Origin of the sequence: Mesopusillimonas faecipullorum, from assembly GCF_020539505.1 — a bacterium.
GTDB lineage: Bacteria > Pseudomonadota > Gammaproteobacteria > Burkholderiales > Burkholderiaceae_B > Mesopusillimonas > Mesopusillimonas faecipullorum.
In genome coordinates this window covers 242,238-259,384 of record NZ_JACDXW010000003.1, presented here as the reverse complement: position 1 = coordinate 259,384, position 17,147 = coordinate 242,238, and the positions used below count along the sequence as shown (strand labels likewise).

8 protein-coding genes are annotated in these 17,147 nt (G+C 59.5%); 1 reads left to right on the top strand and 7 read right to left on the bottom strand.

Translation table 11 applies throughout. From position 1 onward, the window contains the following. Positions 1-10: 10 nt before the first annotated feature. The 4 genes from mlaD to H0484_RS07660 form a co-directional block, all read right to left on the bottom strand. Positions 11-532, bottom strand: coding sequence for an outer membrane lipid asymmetry maintenance protein MlaD (gene mlaD, locus H0484_RS07675; protein WP_226953962.1), 522 nt, complete (start codon positions 530-532; stop codon positions 11-13). A 19-nt stretch (positions 533-551) separates the two neighbouring features. Then, positions 552-1,334, bottom strand: coding sequence for a lipid asymmetry maintenance ABC transporter permease subunit MlaE (mlaE, locus tag H0484_RS07670; RefSeq protein ID WP_226953961.1), 783 nt, complete (start codon positions 1,332-1,334; stop codon positions 552-554). After that, positions 1,331-2,167, bottom strand: coding sequence for an ABC transporter ATP-binding protein (locus H0484_RS07665; RefSeq protein WP_226953960.1), 837 nt, complete (start codon positions 2,165-2,167; stop codon positions 1,331-1,333). Before H0484_RS07665 ends, mlaE begins: the two co-directional genes overlap by 4 nt. Before the next feature lie 71 nt (positions 2,168-2,238). After that, positions 2,239-3,318, bottom strand: a complete 1,080-nt coding sequence (locus H0484_RS07660) for a sensor histidine kinase (protein ID WP_226953958.1) — start codon at positions 3,316-3,318, stop codon at positions 2,239-2,241. Between the two features lie 56 nt (positions 3,319-3,374). Between H0484_RS07660 and H0484_RS07655 the strand changes: the two genes are divergently transcribed. Next, complete coding sequence (locus tag H0484_RS07655) at positions 3,375-4,172, top strand: LytR/AlgR family response regulator transcription factor (protein WP_226953957.1); 798 nt, start codon at positions 3,375-3,377, stop codon at positions 4,170-4,172. Here H0484_RS07655 and H0484_RS07650 read toward each other — a convergent pair whose 3' ends face one another. From H0484_RS07650 to H0484_RS07640, 3 genes are all read right to left on the bottom strand, one after another. Continuing rightward, complete coding sequence (locus H0484_RS07650) at positions 4,173-10,481, bottom strand: autotransporter outer membrane beta-barrel domain-containing protein (protein WP_226953956.1); 6,309 nt, start codon at positions 10,479-10,481, stop codon at positions 4,173-4,175. A gap of 277 nt (positions 10,482-10,758) precedes the next feature. Further along, positions 10,759-12,219 carry a glutamate synthase subunit beta gene (locus H0484_RS07645; protein ID WP_226953954.1) on the bottom strand — a complete coding sequence of 487 codons (1,461 nt, stop codon included), beginning with the start codon at positions 12,217-12,219 and terminating at the stop codon, positions 10,759-10,761. Between the two features lie 11 nt (positions 12,220-12,230). Next, the gene (locus H0484_RS07640) at positions 12,231-16,946 is read right to left on the bottom strand and encodes a glutamate synthase-related protein (RefSeq protein ID WP_226953953.1); all 4,716 of its coding nucleotides are present in this window, start codon (positions 16,944-16,946) and stop codon (positions 12,231-12,233) included. Positions 16,947-17,147: the final 201 nt, after the last annotated feature.

The window sequence follows — 17,147 nt, the reverse complement described above, 5'->3', positions numbered from 1 at the left end:
ATGAATAGTCTTATTGTGCAGGTGAAGAGGAAGGCTGCTGGGCCGGTGCGGGCGCCGGAGACGCGTTGGAGGTGCCGGCCTTATCTGCAGAACTGTACAAGAATTTACTGATGAGCTCTTCGAGCACGACTGCGCTTTGCGTGTATTGCGCGGTGCTGCCTTCAGCAAACATGGCGTCTTCGCCGCCAGGCGTGATGCCGATGTACTGCTCGCCCAACAGGCCGGAGGTCAGGATGGACAAGGAAGAATCTGCCGGGAAAGTATAACGACTGTCGAGGTCTAGTGTGACCAGGGCTTGATAGGCGTCGTTGTCGAATTTTATGTCCGAGACTCTGCCGACGACCACACCGCTACTTTTGATTGGTGCGCGTACCTTCAGGCCACCCAAATTATCGAAGTGGGCTTGTACCCGGTAAGTGGGGGCAAAAGAGAATGTGCTCATGTTGCCGGCGCGCAGGGCCAGAAACACCAGAGCCAGAATACCCAGCAGGACGAACAGCCCCACCCAGAAATCGGTTTTGTCACGCGTCATGAGTAATGCGTCCTTGCTATCAATCGAACATGAGTGCGGTAAGAATAAAGTCTAGCCCCAGCACGGCGAGCGCACCGCTGACAACGGTTCGGGTCGTGGCGCGCGAGACGCCTTCGGGCGTGGGCTTGGCGTTCCAGCCTTCGTACAAGGCAATCAGCGTGACGACGACGCCGAAAGCGATACTTTTGGCAACACCGTTGGCGACATCCTTGAAGATATCAACGCCGTCTTGCATTTGAGACCAGAATGCACCGGGGTCTACGCCTATCAGCTTGACGCCGACGATCCAGCCGCCCAGGATGCCCACCATGGAAAACACAGCGGCGAGTATGGGCATGGCGATCACCCCACCCCAGAAACGCGGGACCAGCACGCGCCGTATGGGGTCTACCGCCATGATTTCCATGGCGGCCAATTGCTCGCTGGCTTTCATCAGGCCGATCTCGGCCGTTAACGAGGTGCCCGCACGACCAGCAAAGAGCAGCGCGGTGACTACCGGCCCCAGCTCGCGCACCAAAGAGAGAGCGACCAGCAAGCCCAGGGCTTCTTCGGAGCCATAGCGGCTGAGCGTGTAATAACCCTGAAGCCCAAGCACGAAGCCCACAAACAGACCGGAAACAGCAATGATGAGCAGCGAGTAATTACCGATGAAGTGGATTTGCTGCGAGACCAGGCCGGGGCGCTTGAAAACGATGCCGCTATTGCCTATTAAAGTGAACAGCATGCGGGTAAACATACCCAACCCGGCCAGGCAGCCGGAAACGCGGCGTCCCAAGGCGGTGATGAGACCTACGGGGTTCATGGTTGCCCTCCGTGCTGCTTAAGCCACCGCTCGAAAGCCGGGGTGGCGGGGTAATGGAAGGCGATGGGGCCGTCGGGGCGCCCATTGATGAACTGCCGGATGTACTCGTTCTCGGAGGCGGCCAAGTCTTGCGGCGTGCCGCTGGCCAACATGCGACCTTGCCCCACGATGCAGACCTGATCGGCAATGGCAAAGGATTCTTGCACGTCGTGGGTAATCAGAACCGAAGCGCAGCCCAGCCGGTCGGTAAGACCCCGTATCAGCTGAGCGGTAATGCCCAGGGAAATGGGGTCTAGCCCGGCAAAGGGCTCGTCGTACAAAATAAGTTCGGGCTCTAGCACGATGGCGCGCGCCAGCGCCACGCGCCTGGCCATCCCGCCGGAAATTTCAGCAATGCGCAGGTGCGCAGCCGCTTTCAGCCCTACGGCGTCAAGCTTGTCGAGCACGGTTTGAACGAGTTGTGCTTCGGGCATGCGGGTGTGTTCCCGCAGGGGAAACGCAACGTTTTCAAACACATTCAGGTCAGTAAACAGGGCGCCTTGCTGAAACAGCACGCCCATGCGCTGACGCAACTCGCGCAGTCGGCCCGGCGGCAGTTTGGCCAGGTCTTCGCCAAAGGCGTGAATCGTACCGCTTTGAGCCGTGATTTGCCCTGTCGCACCCCGCAGCAGCGTAGTCTTGCCCGAACCGGAACCGCCCATCATGGCTACGACCTGCCCCGGCTTGATGTCTAAGGTGATGCCGCGCAAGACGGTGAAGTCGCCATAGCCAAGCGAAACGCCGGCAAAACGCAGAATGGGGGCGGACGAAGATAGGGCTTCGGCTGAAGTCATTGATATGCGAACAATAGGGGATGAGCCTATTGTATCTGGTGTGAAGGGAGGCGCAATTCGACGGGGACGATTTATAACATTTCAGGGTCCCCGTTCATACGAATCTCAGCCACAATGCGGCCTGCGCGTTGATCCAGCGAGAACTTGAATCTGTCGGGGTAGCGCAAGGCTAAACGGCGGCAAAGGTTTCCAAGGCCACCGCCTCCGTTAGCTAGGTCAAAAGGTGCCTTCAGTATGCCGGGGTTGCTGACCTGTATCACGAGTTCTTCACCTTGCATGCGGGTGTCGATATTGATTTGAAAACACTCATGTTCGGCGCGCATGCTGTGCTTGATGGCGTTTTCTACCAACCCTTGCAGGGTCATGTGTGGCAGCTCTTTATTCAAGGTGGCGGGGTCGATGCGGCATTGACATTCCAGCCGGGTATCAAAACGCAGTGCGAGTATGCGCACATAGGTTTCGGCGGCCTCGATTTCCTCTTCCAGGCGGCTTAAGCCGCGCCCTTGTTTATCCAGCGAGTAGCGTAGGTAGGCCGCCAGCCGGCGGGTCATTTCCTCGGCGATGGCCGGGCGGTCAGAGATTTCCGCCACAATAGTGTTAAGCGAATTAAAGAGAAAGTGGGGCTCGATTTGTTGCTGCAGGCGCTCTAGCTCTAGTTTCAGGGCACGTGATTCGGCCTGCATTTTTGACAAGCGCTCGGTCCGTGCCGCCAGCTCAGCCGAGGCACCAAAATAAATTAGTGACCAGATGGAAAGTATCCCCATGTAGTAGAAGAACCCCAGCTTGAACTGCTGATGGGGTACGGCCTTAATGATCTCCGGCACCATCAGGTTGTGGATGGCGTAGCCTGTGGCCGTCAACAAGGCCGAGGTTCCCAGGCAGAGCAATATCACGCATACGCCAACGAGTACCGGTGAATAGGCTTTGCTGCGGCGCCGCCAGTACAACACGGCAGCGACGCTGGTCAGCGTGAAACCTAAAGACTCTTGGCACAGCGTCAGCCACCATGCCGCTTCGATATTCTCGAATATCGCAAAGCGGCTGACAAAGCCTACCGTCGCAAAGACACCCCAGACCGCGACCTGGGCGCGCCAAAAACTCTTTACCGTGTCGCCTTTAAGGAAATCCCGACTGGTCGAGGTGGAATGCATAGCTTTGCTGCCTAAAGACGCCATGAATAATTTGGGGCTTCACTGCCGCATCCATCATGGCTTATATTGCACTGGGTGTGCGCTTTTCCCTACCACTGCATTACCTGCACACCACTTACTCTCTTTGCTATCAGGCCATTTACTCCCTCAGGACGCAAGGCATGTTAAGTGTGCTTATCGTCGACGACGAAGCACCCGCACGGCGTTATCTGCGCCGTCTACTGGAAGCGATGCCAGGTTTGCTGGTGATCGGCGAAGCCGGCACCGTCGAACAGGCCTGGCGCTTGGCACGCGAATGCAAACCGGACGTGCTTTTTCTGGATATTGAATTGACCGCCGGTACGGGCTTTGAAGTGCTGGAAATGCTGGAGTCCAGACACAACCCAGCGATTGTCTTTGTTACCGCTCACAAGGATCACGCTGCCAGGGCCTTCGACGTAGAGGCGGTTGACTATCTGCTTAAGCCTGTCAGCCCCGAGAGGCTGGCCCAAACGCTGGCCCGGCTGCAACCTCGAGCCGCCGGCCTGAGTATGCGAACCCGGTCGGGCAAACGTTTTATCAAGATAGATCAGTTGACCGTCGTGCAGGCACAGGGGGATTACGTGTGCTTGTACGGGGTTGGGCATGCCAATGAGCTTATCCATGTCACCCTCAAACGTGTGGCAGAACAACTTCCATCACCGCCGTTCTGCAGTTTGTCTCGTTCACTCATTATTAATCTTGAACATATTTCCCATGTGGCTCAACGACCCGGTGCGCAGATCGAGGTCAGTTTCATCAATGGTTTAACGCCTTTGATGCTAGGCCGGGCAGCGTCGCAGCGGCTGCGCCAGGCCATGGCATCAAACGGTTGATCAGAAGGGCATCATCACCTTCAAGGTGCCGCTGTGGCTGCGTATATTCTTCGAGAACAGGCCGTCATACTGCAAGCGAAAATCTACGCTGCCCGTCTTTGTGATTTCCACACCCGCGCCGACCCGGCCGACGACATCATCGATGGGCATGGAGGTGTCAAACGCATTGACTCGGGGGGCGCCACGCAGGCGTGCGCTGGCTTTCCAGTCATCTTGTGAAAGAAAGGAAACGCCGGCATACAAGAAGGGCCGCAAGGTAGCGCCGTTGTCCAGTTCTGCGCGGCCGCCGATTTCTACCATTGGCGACAGGCCCACGGTGAACTGTTTGCTGTCATCCACTTTCAAGGCTAGCGGGTTGGCGCCCGATTCCGTGTAGCCGGGCATGCGGGTATAGCTGGCATCCAGGTCTACATAGGGTTTCACGTAGAAGTCCTCGAAGGCAAAGGTGCGAGCTGCACGCAGGCGCAGGTTAAAGCCGTAGACGTCGGGATTGCTGGACAGCGTGCCTTGATAGCCGGTAATGCCTATGCTGCGGTTCATATGGTAGGAGCCGTAGCCGCCGCCCAGGACCCCGGAAAATGTCCAGTCGCCTTCCTGGCGTTTGACCAGGGCACCGATATAGCCGCTATCGCCTTTGCCGCTGACACGGCCTGTGCTGCCGCGCAGATGGCTGTTCTCGTAGGCGACTGAAGCGCCTACAAACCAGCCGGGACTGACTTCTTTTTGTCCGCCAAACTGATAGGTCACCGCACTGTAGTGAAAGCCGGACATATTGTCGCTGGCGTTGTGCGTAGCGGTACGAGCGCTGACGGTTCCCCAGAAGCAGTCGCGCTCTTGCGTGAGGGCGTTATTGCCGTCAAAGCTTGGGCACGACATCATGGCGTTGGTGAAGCGCGCCAAGTTGGCTGCAGACTGTGCCGCAGGTGCCAGAGTTACGCCGGGGGAAAGTTGAGAGACATTTTGGCGATACCCGCTACTACCTTCCCGTGAAGCCATGTCCAGTTGCGCAAACAAAGGTGCCAAGTCGGCATTGCCGCCTTGGTCCCAAGCCCGCTGCAAGTGTTGGGCGACCTGTTGGTCGTTACCTTGCAGTCCCATGGAGGGCGCGTCAAAGTTAGCTGATGCCACACGCAGGCGGGTGTCTTTTCCTACCTTCCGAGTCTCGTAGGCGAAGATGGGGCTGTTGGCAACGTCCAGCGAGCCTTGTGTATCGCCTTGCACCGTCAAAATTGTCAGTTCGCGTTCGGGGAGCAGGGCGCGCGCGACGACCTGCGCCTTGCCGTCCAGCGTGGCGTCGCCCAGCACCACCATCTTCGAAGAGCGCAGTGCCTCAAAATCGGCTTCCAGACTCAGCAGACCGGTATCCAACTGAGTAAAGTCGCCGGCAACCGTCAGCGTCTTGAAGCTATCCGTTGGGCCAACTACGAGTAGACCTGCGTTATTGACGTTGGCTTTGTAGCTTTCGGCATCAAGAACGACGCCGTCCTCTTTGTTGTTAAGCGTGCAGGCCTTGTCGCTATCGCTGGCCGAGCAAACGATATCGCCTTTAATCGTGCCGGAGTTGTCTATGGTTAAGTTGTGCCGGTTAGCCGCCCACATACCGTCGTAACGCACCGCTACTTGCGAAAGCGCACTGACCATGCCGCCTGTATTGATCGTCAAACGGTTGATATTGCTGCTGCCTTCCGCGGCTCTACCGTCTGCGATCCATACGCCACTGCCATCACCCGAGCCGCCTTGTACGTTGCCATTGACAACGACGTAGACGGGGCCGGCGTCCACGCTGCCGGCGCTTTGCGCAAAGATGCCGCTAGCGCCGGAGCCGTTGGTTTGTACACTGCCCGACTGATTCACCGTAACGGTACTGGCGTAGCCGCCGTTGCCTATGACGCCTGCGAAGCCGCCTGTTGGGCCGCCGACTATGCCCCCGCCGCCGCCTATAGATTGCGCCACAATGCCGTGGGCGTTGGTGCCAGACGTTTTCAGCGTGCCGTCAAAGTCCACTTTGACTTCTCCGCTGCGGCCACTGTTGGTATAGGAACTACCCCCCGTTGGCGCATAAGCTGCACCGCGTGTGGGGTTGCCATGGTGCAGGGTTTGTGCGGTATCGCCCACGATTCCACCCCCACCCCCAATAGACTGGGCGACCATGCCATAGGCGCCGTCGCCTGCGGTGTAGAGGCTTCCGGTCAAGCTCAGTTCTACTTTGCCGGAAGAGGACGACGAAGATGAGTTGGAGTCACCGGTGCCCACAGTGATGGATCCGAGGCCATCTGCCGAGCCGGTCGTGACTATGCCCCCGCCACCGCCTATGGATTGCGCCACCACCCCTATGGCTCTGTCGCCAAACGTGTTAAGCGCCAAGCCAGACGATACTTTGATGTCACCGCCCTGGGCGTTGGGCGCGTTGTCACCGAAGAGGTAGCCTGCTGCGTTGACGCTGCCTGCATGCAGATCAAATTGTTGACTGCCGGTAGTACCGGCCGAGCTTGTGCTGCCAACGATGGCGATGCCGCCCCCGCCGCCTATAGACTGTGTCACCAGGCCGTGGGCGAGATCGCCGGTTGTCACGATTGTGCTCCAACTGCGTTCGGTGATCACGACTTTGCCGCCATTGCCGCCGTGATTGCCTAGGCCTCCGGCGGTGATCGTGCCGCGCGCACGTGGTGAGCCCGATGCCGCGACGCCGCCCCCGCCGCCTATGGATTGCAGCACGATCCCCATCGCGCCGTACCCAGCGGTCTCGACGCGATTGCCGCCGTTATTGTCATTCAGATTGCCGTTCAAGAAAGCGGTGATGTCCCCGCCATTGCCACCACCGCCTCCACGCCCTCCCGCCGTTAACGTCAGTTTCGATGACGAGAGACTGGACGAGGCGCTGGATGCGCCGCCCACGCCACCCCCACCGCCTATGGACTGCAGTACGATGCCATCGGCGTAGTCACCGGAAGTGACTGTTTTACCACCCAGATCAATGGCTCGGTCGCTACTACCGAGATTGCCGCCACGCCCGCCGTCGCCGCCTTTGCCGCCCAGGGAAGCTTCCAGGTGGTATTGCATGCCGTCGTCGTCAAGAAGGGAAGGGCGCTCATCGTCATCGCCACTATCGCCACCTACCGCCCCACCCAAACCGCCGCCGCCACCTACACTCTGTATCAGCAGACCATCTGCGTCGGCGCCGGAGGTGGTGATGAGACCTCGGTGGCTTAGTTGAATCGTGCCGCCTGTGCCTCCGCCAGGGCCGTTACGGCCCAGCGCCACGCTGGCGCTAAGATTCACGCTTGTGGGTTCTTCGCCTTCGTTACCCCCATTCGCGCCTCCTGGCTCTTGGCCTTCCGTGCCTCCCACGCTACCGCTGAAATCAAAGCCGACCTGACCACCCTGCGAAACACCGCCCCCACCGCCTATGGATTGAACCAGGGCGCCTCGGGCGCCGTCGCCCCGCGTGACGATAGAACTATTTGAATCTATGCTGAGTTCGGTATTGCCCCCGTTGCCGCCTGTGCCGCCTGAGCCTCCCAACTGAGTCGTAAAGGAAAAAGAGGTGTCCGAGTTGAAGGAGGAGCCGGATGCCGACCCGATGCCGCCCGAGCCCCCGCCGCCGCCCACGCTTTGCAGCAGAATCGCATTGGCATAGAGGCCAGACGTATCGATATGAGAGCCTTTGAGGGTGTGTGTGGCGTTACCGCCATTGCCGCCGCTGCCGCCTGAACCGCCCAGTGCCGTCTGTATCGTGCCGCTGAAGGAGCTTCCTGTGGTGCCGACGACTGTAGAGGTTGCAGAGGCGCTACCACCCAGGCCCCCGCCGCCGCCTATAGACTGCACGACAACGCCTTGAGAGTTATCACCATAGGTCGTGACCGAAGCATTGTTTAAGGTAGAAGAGGCTGTGCCGCCGGCTCCCCCCTTGCCACCCTCGCCGCCTAGCGCAAAGCTGATCGCCAAGCCTATGGATTGTTCCGGCGTGGGCATAGAAACGGTTACTGCCTTGGCGACGGAGTCGCCGCCGGCGCCGCCTCCTCCGCCTATGGACTGCACCACGATGCCGTTCGCATCGCCATCCTCAGCCCCTTTTGCGAGGGTGGTGATGGAGGCGTCGGACACATTAGCCGTTGCCGTGCCGCCCGCACCGCCCGCTGCGCCCGAGCCGCCTACCGCCACCGCCATGGAGAAGCCTACGCCGACGCTTAAGGCATAGGCAGCCCCGCCTGAACCGCCCCCTCCACCTATGGATTGAGCAATCAGTCCATGCGCGTGATCACCGGAGGTCTGCACGCCATGACTACCGACTTCTATTGTGGATTTGCCACCATTGCCGCCGCCTTCACCCGAGCCGCCGATGACCGACACGCCTTTGGCACCGCCGCCGTCACCTCCGCCACCGCCTATGGATTGCGCCAGCATGCCGTAGGCACTCGAGCCATACGTTTGCAGCAGGTTGCCCGCTTGCTTGAGGTAGACTTCGCCGCCTGCCGCGCCCGTGCCGCCGTTGCCGCCCACGGCATTGATGCCCGCACTCGTGCCCCCCGTGCCCCCGCCGCCGCTGATGGACTGCCCCACCATGCCGTGCGCGGCTACACCGTGCGTGGTGATGGCGGTTCGGCTATCCAGGGAGACAAGGCCGCTAGAGCCGCCGTTGCCGCCGTCGTTGGTGCTTTGACTTATCCAATCAAAGCTGTACCCGGTATTGCCGCCCACGCCGCCCATGGACTGACCCAGTATGCCGATGGCGTTATCGCCTTGGGTCAGAATGGTGCCGCCGCCTGCCTGGGTGGAGCCATCACCGGTGCGTACCATGATGGCTCCACCGTTGCCGCCATCCCCGCCTTTGTTCGAAGAAAAGTCGATAAGACTGCCCGAGTCACCGTGCCCGCCGCCGCTGCCGCCGTCGCTACGCGCGGCAATACCATGAGATTTGATGCCCTGGGTTGAAATCTGCGTGTCGTCGTATACGCGAATCACGGCGGCCCCGCCGTTCCCGCCATTGCCGCCGTCACTGTCATTGCGGCCTTTGCCGCCCGTGCCACCCCAAAGGGAAAGATTCACCCCTGGCAGATAATTGCCTTGGGTAATGATGGATGAGCCCTTATCGAGTTGGACGCTGATCAGTGGGTTGCTTTGGGTGCTGGGCGTAGAACCCCCGTTTCCGGCAGGTGCGCCACTGAATACCTCGTCGTCTGAGCCCATCCCGCCTTCGCCGCCACGGCCGATGACGACGATGCCCCCAGACATGGAGGACTGGTCTGCGGTTGAGGGGGTGGAGTCGCTGATCACTGATATTTTGCCGCTGTTGACGATGCGCATCTGGCCGAAATCTCCGCCTTTGCCGCCGTTGTCGCTGCCATCGTTGGAGGAGTATCCGGCGCCGCCCTGCGCAAACATGGATAGGCCACGCACCCCTTGTATGATGTCCGTGCCCTCGGCGCTTACCTGAACCGTGCCGCTGTTCTGAATAAGGGAGGCGGCGTTCGGATTGACGTTGCCGCCATTGCCTGTGTAGATGCCACCCCCACCGCCTACCGATTCGCCGGCTATCCCCCACACATACTTGCCGGCGTCGGTGGCCGATATATTGACGCTTCCTTGGTTGGAAATGACAATGATGTCGCTGTTGCCGCCGCTACCGCCTTTTTGGTTGCCTGTGCCGAAGGTGGAGTCGTCTTGGCGTCCGCCGCCGCCTCCTATTGATGCACCAAAGATGCCCACACCACCGTACGGGGCACCTCGAACATCGATACTGCCGTTGTTATCGATGTAGACCGCACGTCCTGCGCCGCCGGCGCCGCCATCCGCGCCGTCTATGCCGCCGTTTCCGTTGCCGCCATTGCCGGCGACGGAGGCAGCATAGATGCCGTACATCGCACCCTTATCGTCCCAGATGCCCGGGGCGTTGCCCGTTTCACCCGAGGTGGGAAGCGTTGAAGCCGTGAGGGTTGCGCCGCTATTGTTGGTGATATGGATGATGCCGCCGGTGCCACCTGGATAGCCGTTGTCTGTATCGGAGGCTGCGCTTGGGCCGGAGCCGTTTTCACCCCTTAGGCGCACCATGATGGGTGCATACGGCGATTGTGTGGCACTAAGCGAGGCGCTGTTGATGACGGTGTATTCGCCGCCCGAGTTGCCCGTGTGCAGGCCGTCGGTGTCATTGAGGAAGTCAATGACAAGCTGCTGCCCATTGCCGCCTTGGCTCGCCGTGATCGTGCATGTCACAGGTGTTGTTGAGTTGCCCGGTGGGCAATTGACATTCCCCATGGCCGGCTGGGCCATCAACATGCCTAAAGCAGTCATTGGCAGTGCTTTCTTTTTCATCTCGGCTCCTTTTGGAAGCGCTGACAAGCCGTAGCATTCTCTTTGCCGCTACGGCTCGGCCCCTCCTTATCTACGGCAGCGCAGGACGTCTCCAGTTTGTGCCCAGGCTGCCTTGTTCAACAGGATGCTTGATTTGTATCACCGGTGTGCATTCTTAGGCTGGGTTTTTCGATGAATCAGCGCTTTCCGTCGACAAAAAAGCACCGGCCGGCACTGAGTGGATACAGGGCCGGCCGGTGCCGTTGACAGAGGGTGTTCTGCGCTATGCGCAGCAAGCTTAGCGCGGCAGTACGCTTTCCCCCATCAGCCAGGCGTCCACCGATTGGGCGCACTGGCGGCCTTCGCGTATGGCCCAAACCACCAAAGACTGGCCGCGTCGTATGTCGCCGGCAGCAAAAACCTTGTCTACCGAAGTGCGGTATTGCTCGGTGTCGGCCACGACATTACCACGACCGTCGGCGTCCACTGCGAAGGCGGAAAGCACGGCTGGCACGGGTGATACAAAGCCCATGGCCAGCAATACCAAGTCTGCGGGCAGTTTCATGGTGGTGTCGTCGACTGGCTTCATTTTCATTTGGCCGGTCACGGGGTCGGCTTGCCAGGTGACGCGAGTGGCAAGCAGGCTTTCAACTTTGCCGTCGCCTTCGAAAGCCACAGAAGAGATGGCCCAATCACGCTCGCAGCCTTCCTCATGCGAGGACGATGTGCGCAGCTTGGCGGGCCAGTAAGGCCAGCTCAGGCTTTTGTTCTCGGCCTCCGGGGGGCGCGGCATGAGTTCGATTTGGGTGACCGAGGCGGCGCCTTGGCGATTGCTGGTGCCCACGCAGTCGGAACCAGTGTCGCCGCCACCAATCACCACCACATGTTTGCCGTGTGCGCTGATCTGGTCAGCCAGGCGAGCACCGGCATTGACGCGGTTTTGCTGAGTCAGGAAATCCATGGCGAAATGCACGCCGGGCAACTCGCGGCCCGGTATGGGCAGATCGCGAGCTTGCTCGGCGCCGCCGGCCAGCACGATGGCGTCGAAATCCTTTTTCAGTTGCTTGGGGGTGACGACGGAAAGGCCGCTGGGCGCCTTCTTGGCATCGCCTACGTAAGTCGAAAGCTGAAAGCTGACGCCTTCGGCTTCCATCTGGCTGATGCGGCGATCGATGATGGCCTTATCCAGCTTGAAATCGGGGATGCCAAAACGCAGCAGGCCGCCGGCACGCTCATTTTTTTCAAAGACGGTCACGGCGTGGCCGGCGCGTGCCAACTGCTGGGCACATGCCAAGCCCGCGGGACCCGAACCGATGACGGCAACACGCTTGCCGGTGCGTTGCTTAGGTGGCTGAGGAAGGACCCAGCCTTGTTGCCAAGCATGCTCGATGATAGCGTGCTCGATGGACTTGATACCGACCGCATCGCTGTTGATATTCAAGGTACAGGCTGCCTCGCAAGGCGCAGGGCAGACTCGACCGGTGAACTCGGGGAAGTTGTTGGTTGCGTGCAGTACATCTAGCGCTTGGCGCCATTGTTGGTGATAAACCAGGTCATTCCAATCAGGAATGATGTTGTGCACTGGGCAACCCGAGGTGCAAAACGGGATGCCGCAATCCATGCAGCGTGCGCCCTGAACGCCAGCTTTCTGCGCGTCCAGGGGCTCTACGAACTCACGCCAGTGCTTCAGGCGCTGCAGCGGTGCCTGGCTGGTCTGTTGAAGGCGGGCGTATTCAATGAAGCCGGTGGGTTTACCCATGATGTCTTCCTTCAGGCGGCAATCGGAGTGGTCTGGGCCCAAAGCGTCTTGAGGGCTCGCAGATATTCGGTAGGCATGACCTTGACGAAGGCTAGGCGTGTGCGTTGCCAGTCGTTCAGGATTTCTCTGGCGCGCAGGCTGCCAGTGTGGCGGTAATGCGCTTCTATCATGTGGCGCAAGATGTTCTCGTCGGTGTCGCGTTCGCCGCCACGGTGCAGGGTGTGCCAAGTGTCTTGTTCAGCTCGTGCCTGCTGCTCGTCGTTGCTCAGCACGCCCGAGAGCGTCACCATGGAAGCATTGCAGCGTTGCTCGAAGCTGCCGTGTGGGTCCCACACATAGGCAACGCCACCCGACATACCGGCGCCGAAGTTGCGACCGGTTTCGCCCAAGACCACAACGGTACCGCCCGTCATGTACTCGCAGCCATGGTCGCCGGTACCTTCTACAACAGCGGCGGCACCTGAGTTGCGCACGGCAAAGCGTTCGCCCACCACGCCGTTGAAATAGGCTTCGCCGGCCAAAGCGCCGTACAGCACGGTGTTGCCCGCAATAATGTGTTCGGGCCCATAACCATGGAAGTCGTTGGGCGAGCGCACGATGATGCGGCCACCGGAAAGACCCTTGCCCACGTAATCGTTGCCTTCGCCTACCAAGTCCAGCGTTACGCCGTGGGTCAGGAAGGCGCCAAAGCTTTGGCCCGCGGTGCCATTGCACTGTATGTGTATGGTGTCGTCGGGCAGGCCGTCGTGGCCGTAGCGGCGCGCGACGGCACCCGACAGCATGGCTCCGACGGTACGGTTGCGGTTGCGTACCGGTGTAATGAAAGAGACTTTTTCGCCGTTTTCCAGAGCGGCTTGGCTGCGTTCTATCAGCAGGTGATCCAAGGCCTGATCCATGCCGTGGTCTTGCTCTTCGGTTTGACGCAGCGGCGAGTCGTTTGTAATGGCCTGGAATACCCGAGAGAAATCCAGCCCTTGGCTCTTCCAGTGCTCAATGCCGCTGCGGGTTTCGAGCAAATCCACGCGGCCCACCAGCTCGTCAAAGCGGCGTATGCCCAACTGAGCCATGATTTCGCGGACTTCCTCGGCGACGAAGAAAAAGTAATTGATAACGTGCTCGGGACGTCCGGAGAACTTGCGGCGCAGTTCTGGGTCTTGCGTGGCTACCCCGACCGGGCAGGTGTTCAGATGGCACTTGCGCATCATGATGCAGCCTTCCACCACCAGCGGTGCGGTGGCAAAGCCAAACTCGTCAGCACCCAACAGCGCACCGATGACGACGTCGCGCCCGGTCTTGAGCTGGCCGTCTACCTGCACGCGAATGCGGCTGCGCATGTGGTTGAGCAACAGCGTTTGCTGGGTTTCAGCCAAGCCGAGTTCCCAAGGGGCGCCGGCATGTTTGATGGACGAAACAGGTGAAGCCCCCGTGCCGCCGTCGTGGCCGGCAATGACCAAATGATCGGACTTGGCCTTGACGACCCCGGTGGCAATGGTGCCCACGCCGACTTCGGAAACCAGCTTGACCGAGATGGCAGCCTGGGGATTCACATTCTTCAGGTCGTGTATCAGTTGGGCCAAGTCTTCGATCGAATAAATGTCGTGGTGGGGCGGTGGCGAAATCAGCCCGACGCCAGGCACCGAGTAGCGCAGCTTGGCGATATATTCAGAGACCTTGTGGCCGGGCAATTGGCCGCCTTCGCCCGGTTTGGCGCCCTGGGCCATCTTGATCTGAATTTGATCGGCGCTGCACAGGTACTCGGCGGACACGCCGAAACGGCCCGATGCCACTTGCTTGATGCGCGAGCGCAAGGAGTCGCCTGCCTTGAGCGGTACATCGGCTTCGATGCGATCGTCGCCCAGTACCGAGGCCAGGCTATCGCCGTCCTGAATGCCACTGTTGCCGGTGCGCATTTCCGCGCGGTAACGCAGTTCGTCTTCGCCGCCTTCACCCGTATTGGATTTGCCGCCTATGCGGTTCATGGCTACGGCCAAGACGGAATGCGCTTCGGTAGAGATAGAGCCCAGCGACATGGCGCCGGTGGCAAAGCGTTTGACGATCTCGCTGGCAGGCTCAACCTCGGACAGCGGCAGCGCCTGGGCGGGGTCGGCGCGGAAGGCAAACAGACCGCGCAAGGTCATCTGCCGACGTGCTTGATCGTTGATGAGCTGGGCGTACTCTTTGTAGGTGGAATACTGATTGCTGCGTGTAGCGTGCTGCAGTTTGGCAATGGATTCCGGGCTCCACATATGCGCTTCGGCATTGACGCGGTAGGCGTACTCGCCGCCCTGATCCAAGGCATTGCTAAGCATGGGGTCATTGCGGAAGGCCGCGTGGTGCGAGCGCAGGGCTTCTTGCGCCACCCCAAAAATATCCATGCCTTCTATGCTGCTGGGCGTGCCGGTAAAGTAGGTTTTGATCAAGGCGGAGCTCAGGCCCACGGCTTCAAAAATCTGCGCGCCGGTATAAGACATATAGGTCGAAATGCCCATCTTGGACATGACCTTGTTCAAGCCTTTGCCTATGGCCTTGATGTAGTTCTGGATGGCGTGGTCGCCGTCTTCCATGCCGGCCAGCGTTTCCAGGGCGAGATAGGGGTGAATGGCCTCGGCGCCAAAGCCGCCCAGCAATGCGAAATGATGAACCTCGCGGGCCGAACCCGTTTCCACGATCAGGCCGGTGCGGGTGCGCAAGCCGGTGCGGATCAGATGCAGGTGGATGGCCGACGTAGCCAGCAGTGCCGGAATCGCCACATGCGTGGCATCGGTGTTTCTGTCGGTGATGATGAGCACGTTGTTGCCGCTGCTGACGGCATCGGCGGCATCCGCACACAGCCTGGCCAGGCAGGCTTCTATGCCTTCCGAGCCCCAGGCCACCGGATAGGTGATGTCCAACTCCAGGCTGCGGAATTTATGGCTGGTGATAGCGCCAATGTTGCGGAACTGGCTCATGGCGGCAAAATCCAGCACGGGTTGCGCGACTTCCAGGCGCAGTGGCGGATTAACGTTATTGATGTCCAGCAGGTTGGGCTTGGGCCCGATGAACGACACCAGCGACATCACCAGTTGTTCGCGTATGGGGTCTATGGGGGGGTTGGTGACCTGAGCGAACAGCTGACGGAAATAGTTGTAGAAGGGCTTGGGTCTATCCGAAAGGACAGCCAGCGGGGCATCGTTACCCATAGAGCCAGTGGCTTCTTCGCCATTGCGCGCCATGGGCTCAAGAACAAACTTGAAGTCTTCTTGGGTCCACCCGAAAGCTTGTTGACGCTGCAACAGCGACAGTGAGTGGTGAGTTGGCGTGTTGGGTTGAGCAGGCAGCGACTCCAGCTTGACGCGCAGTCTTTCGATCCATTGCCGATACGGCCGTGTATTGGCCAACTGGGTTTTGATCTCGGCATCGTCGATGATGCGGCCTTGCTGCAGGTCGATGAGCAGCATGCGCCCAGGCTGCAGACGCCATTTTTTTACGATGCGGTGTTCGGGAATCGGCAGGGTGCCGGCTTCGGAAGCCAGTACCACCATGTCGTCGTCCGTGATCAGATAACGTGCAGGGCGCAAACCGTTGCGGTCAAGCAGCGCACCGATTTGGCGACCGTCGGTGAAGGTCATGGCCGCCGGGCCATCCCAGGGCTCCATCATGGCGGCGTGATACTCGTAGAAGGCGCGCCGGCTTTCATCCATATGGGTATGTTGTTCCCAAGCTTCGGGAATCATCATCATCATGGCGTGGGCCAGCGAATAGCCCGACATCACCAGCAGTTCCAGGCAGTTGTCGAAGGTGGCGGTGTCAGACTGACCTTCATACACTATGGGATAAAGCTTGGTCAGATCGTCGCCCAACACGGCGGATTGCATGGCGCCTTCGCGGGCGCGCAGCCAATTGAAGTTGCCCTTGATGGTGTTGATTTCGCCGTTGTGCGCGATCAGCCGATAAGGGTGGGATAAAGGCCAAGCAGGGAAGGTATTGGTGGAAAAGCGCTGGTGTACCAGCGACAGTGCCGACACGGCGCGCGGGTCCGACAAGTCGCGATAATAGCGACCGACCTGGTCAGCCAGCAAAAGGCCCTTGTACACCACGGTGCGAACCGAAGCCGAAGGCACGTAATACTCTTGGCCGTGAGCAAGCTGCATGCGCTGGATGGCATGGCTGGCTGTTTTACGGATGACGTAAAGCTTACGCTCAAGGGCGTCGGGCACCATGATGTCGGGTCCGCGCCCGATGAAGAGCTGGCGAATCACAGGCGTCACGGCCTTGACGGTAGGAGACATGGGCATGTCGGTATCCACCGGCACATCGCGCCAGCCCAATACGACTTGTCCCTCATCGCGAACGGCGCGCTCGAGCTCGCGCTCACAGGCCAGGCGCGAGGCGGTTTCCTTGGGCAGGAATACCATGGCGACGCCGTATTCGTCTGGCGGCGGCAGCTTGACGCCTTGTGCGGCCATGTCTTCGCGGTAAAGCGTGTCGGGGATCTGAATCAGGATCCCGGCGCCGTCGCCCATCAGTTTGTCGGCGCCCACCGCACCGCGATGGTCCAGGTTCTCAAGAATCTTCAAGCCTTGCTGAATGATGGCGTGACTTTTCTTGCCCTTGATATGAGCGACAAAGCCGACACCACAGGCGTCATGCTCGTTCTTCGGGTCGTAGAGGCCGATGGAAGCGGTAGGCCTGCGATGCAGGACTACAGGCTTTTCTTCGGGCAATGGACAGGAGGCGGCGTTCGTCATCGTAAAACCTTCCAGGGCGATGCTAGGAGAGGAAAAGATAACGCTGAGCTTCCGGTATCACAACGAATTTTATTAGGGAGCGTCCCTATTTAAAATATAGTGTTTTGTATACCAAAAAAACAGGTGACGTATTCAGTTGTTTGAATTTATTAGAAGAAAAATTTCAGAGAAAAATATTCTCATACTGTTTCAGTAATTTTT

What these genes read in the sequence shown, in the direction of transcription:
- H0484_RS07665 (WP_226953960.1), bottom strand. Translation starts at nt 2,167, where the DNA reads ATGACTTCAGCCGAAGCCCTATCTTCGTCCGCCCCCATTCTGCGTTTT.
- H0484_RS07640 (WP_226953953.1), bottom strand. Translation starts at nt 16,946, where the DNA reads ATGACGAACGCCGCCTCCTGTCCATTGCCCGAAGAAAAGCCTGTAGTC.
- H0484_RS07645 (WP_226953954.1), bottom strand. Translation starts at nt 12,219, where the DNA reads ATGGGTAAACCCACCGGCTTCATTGAATACGCCCGCCTTCAACAGACC.
- H0484_RS07650 (WP_226953956.1), bottom strand. Translation starts at nt 10,481, where the DNA reads ATGAAAAAGAAAGCACTGCCAATGACTGCTTTAGGCATGTTGATGGCC.
- H0484_RS07660 (WP_226953958.1), bottom strand. Translation starts at nt 3,318, where the DNA reads ATGCATTCCACCTCGACCAGTCGGGATTTCCTTAAAGGCGACACGGTA.
- mlaD (WP_226953962.1), bottom strand. Translation starts at nt 532, where the DNA reads ATGACGCGTGACAAAACCGATTTCTGGGTGGGGCTGTTCGTCCTGCTG.
- H0484_RS07655 (WP_226953957.1), top strand. Translation starts at nt 3,375, where the DNA reads ATGGCTTATATTGCACTGGGTGTGCGCTTTTCCCTACCACTGCATTAC.
- mlaE (WP_226953961.1), bottom strand. Translation starts at nt 1,334, where the DNA reads ATGAACCCCGTAGGTCTCATCACCGCCTTGGGACGCCGCGTTTCCGGC.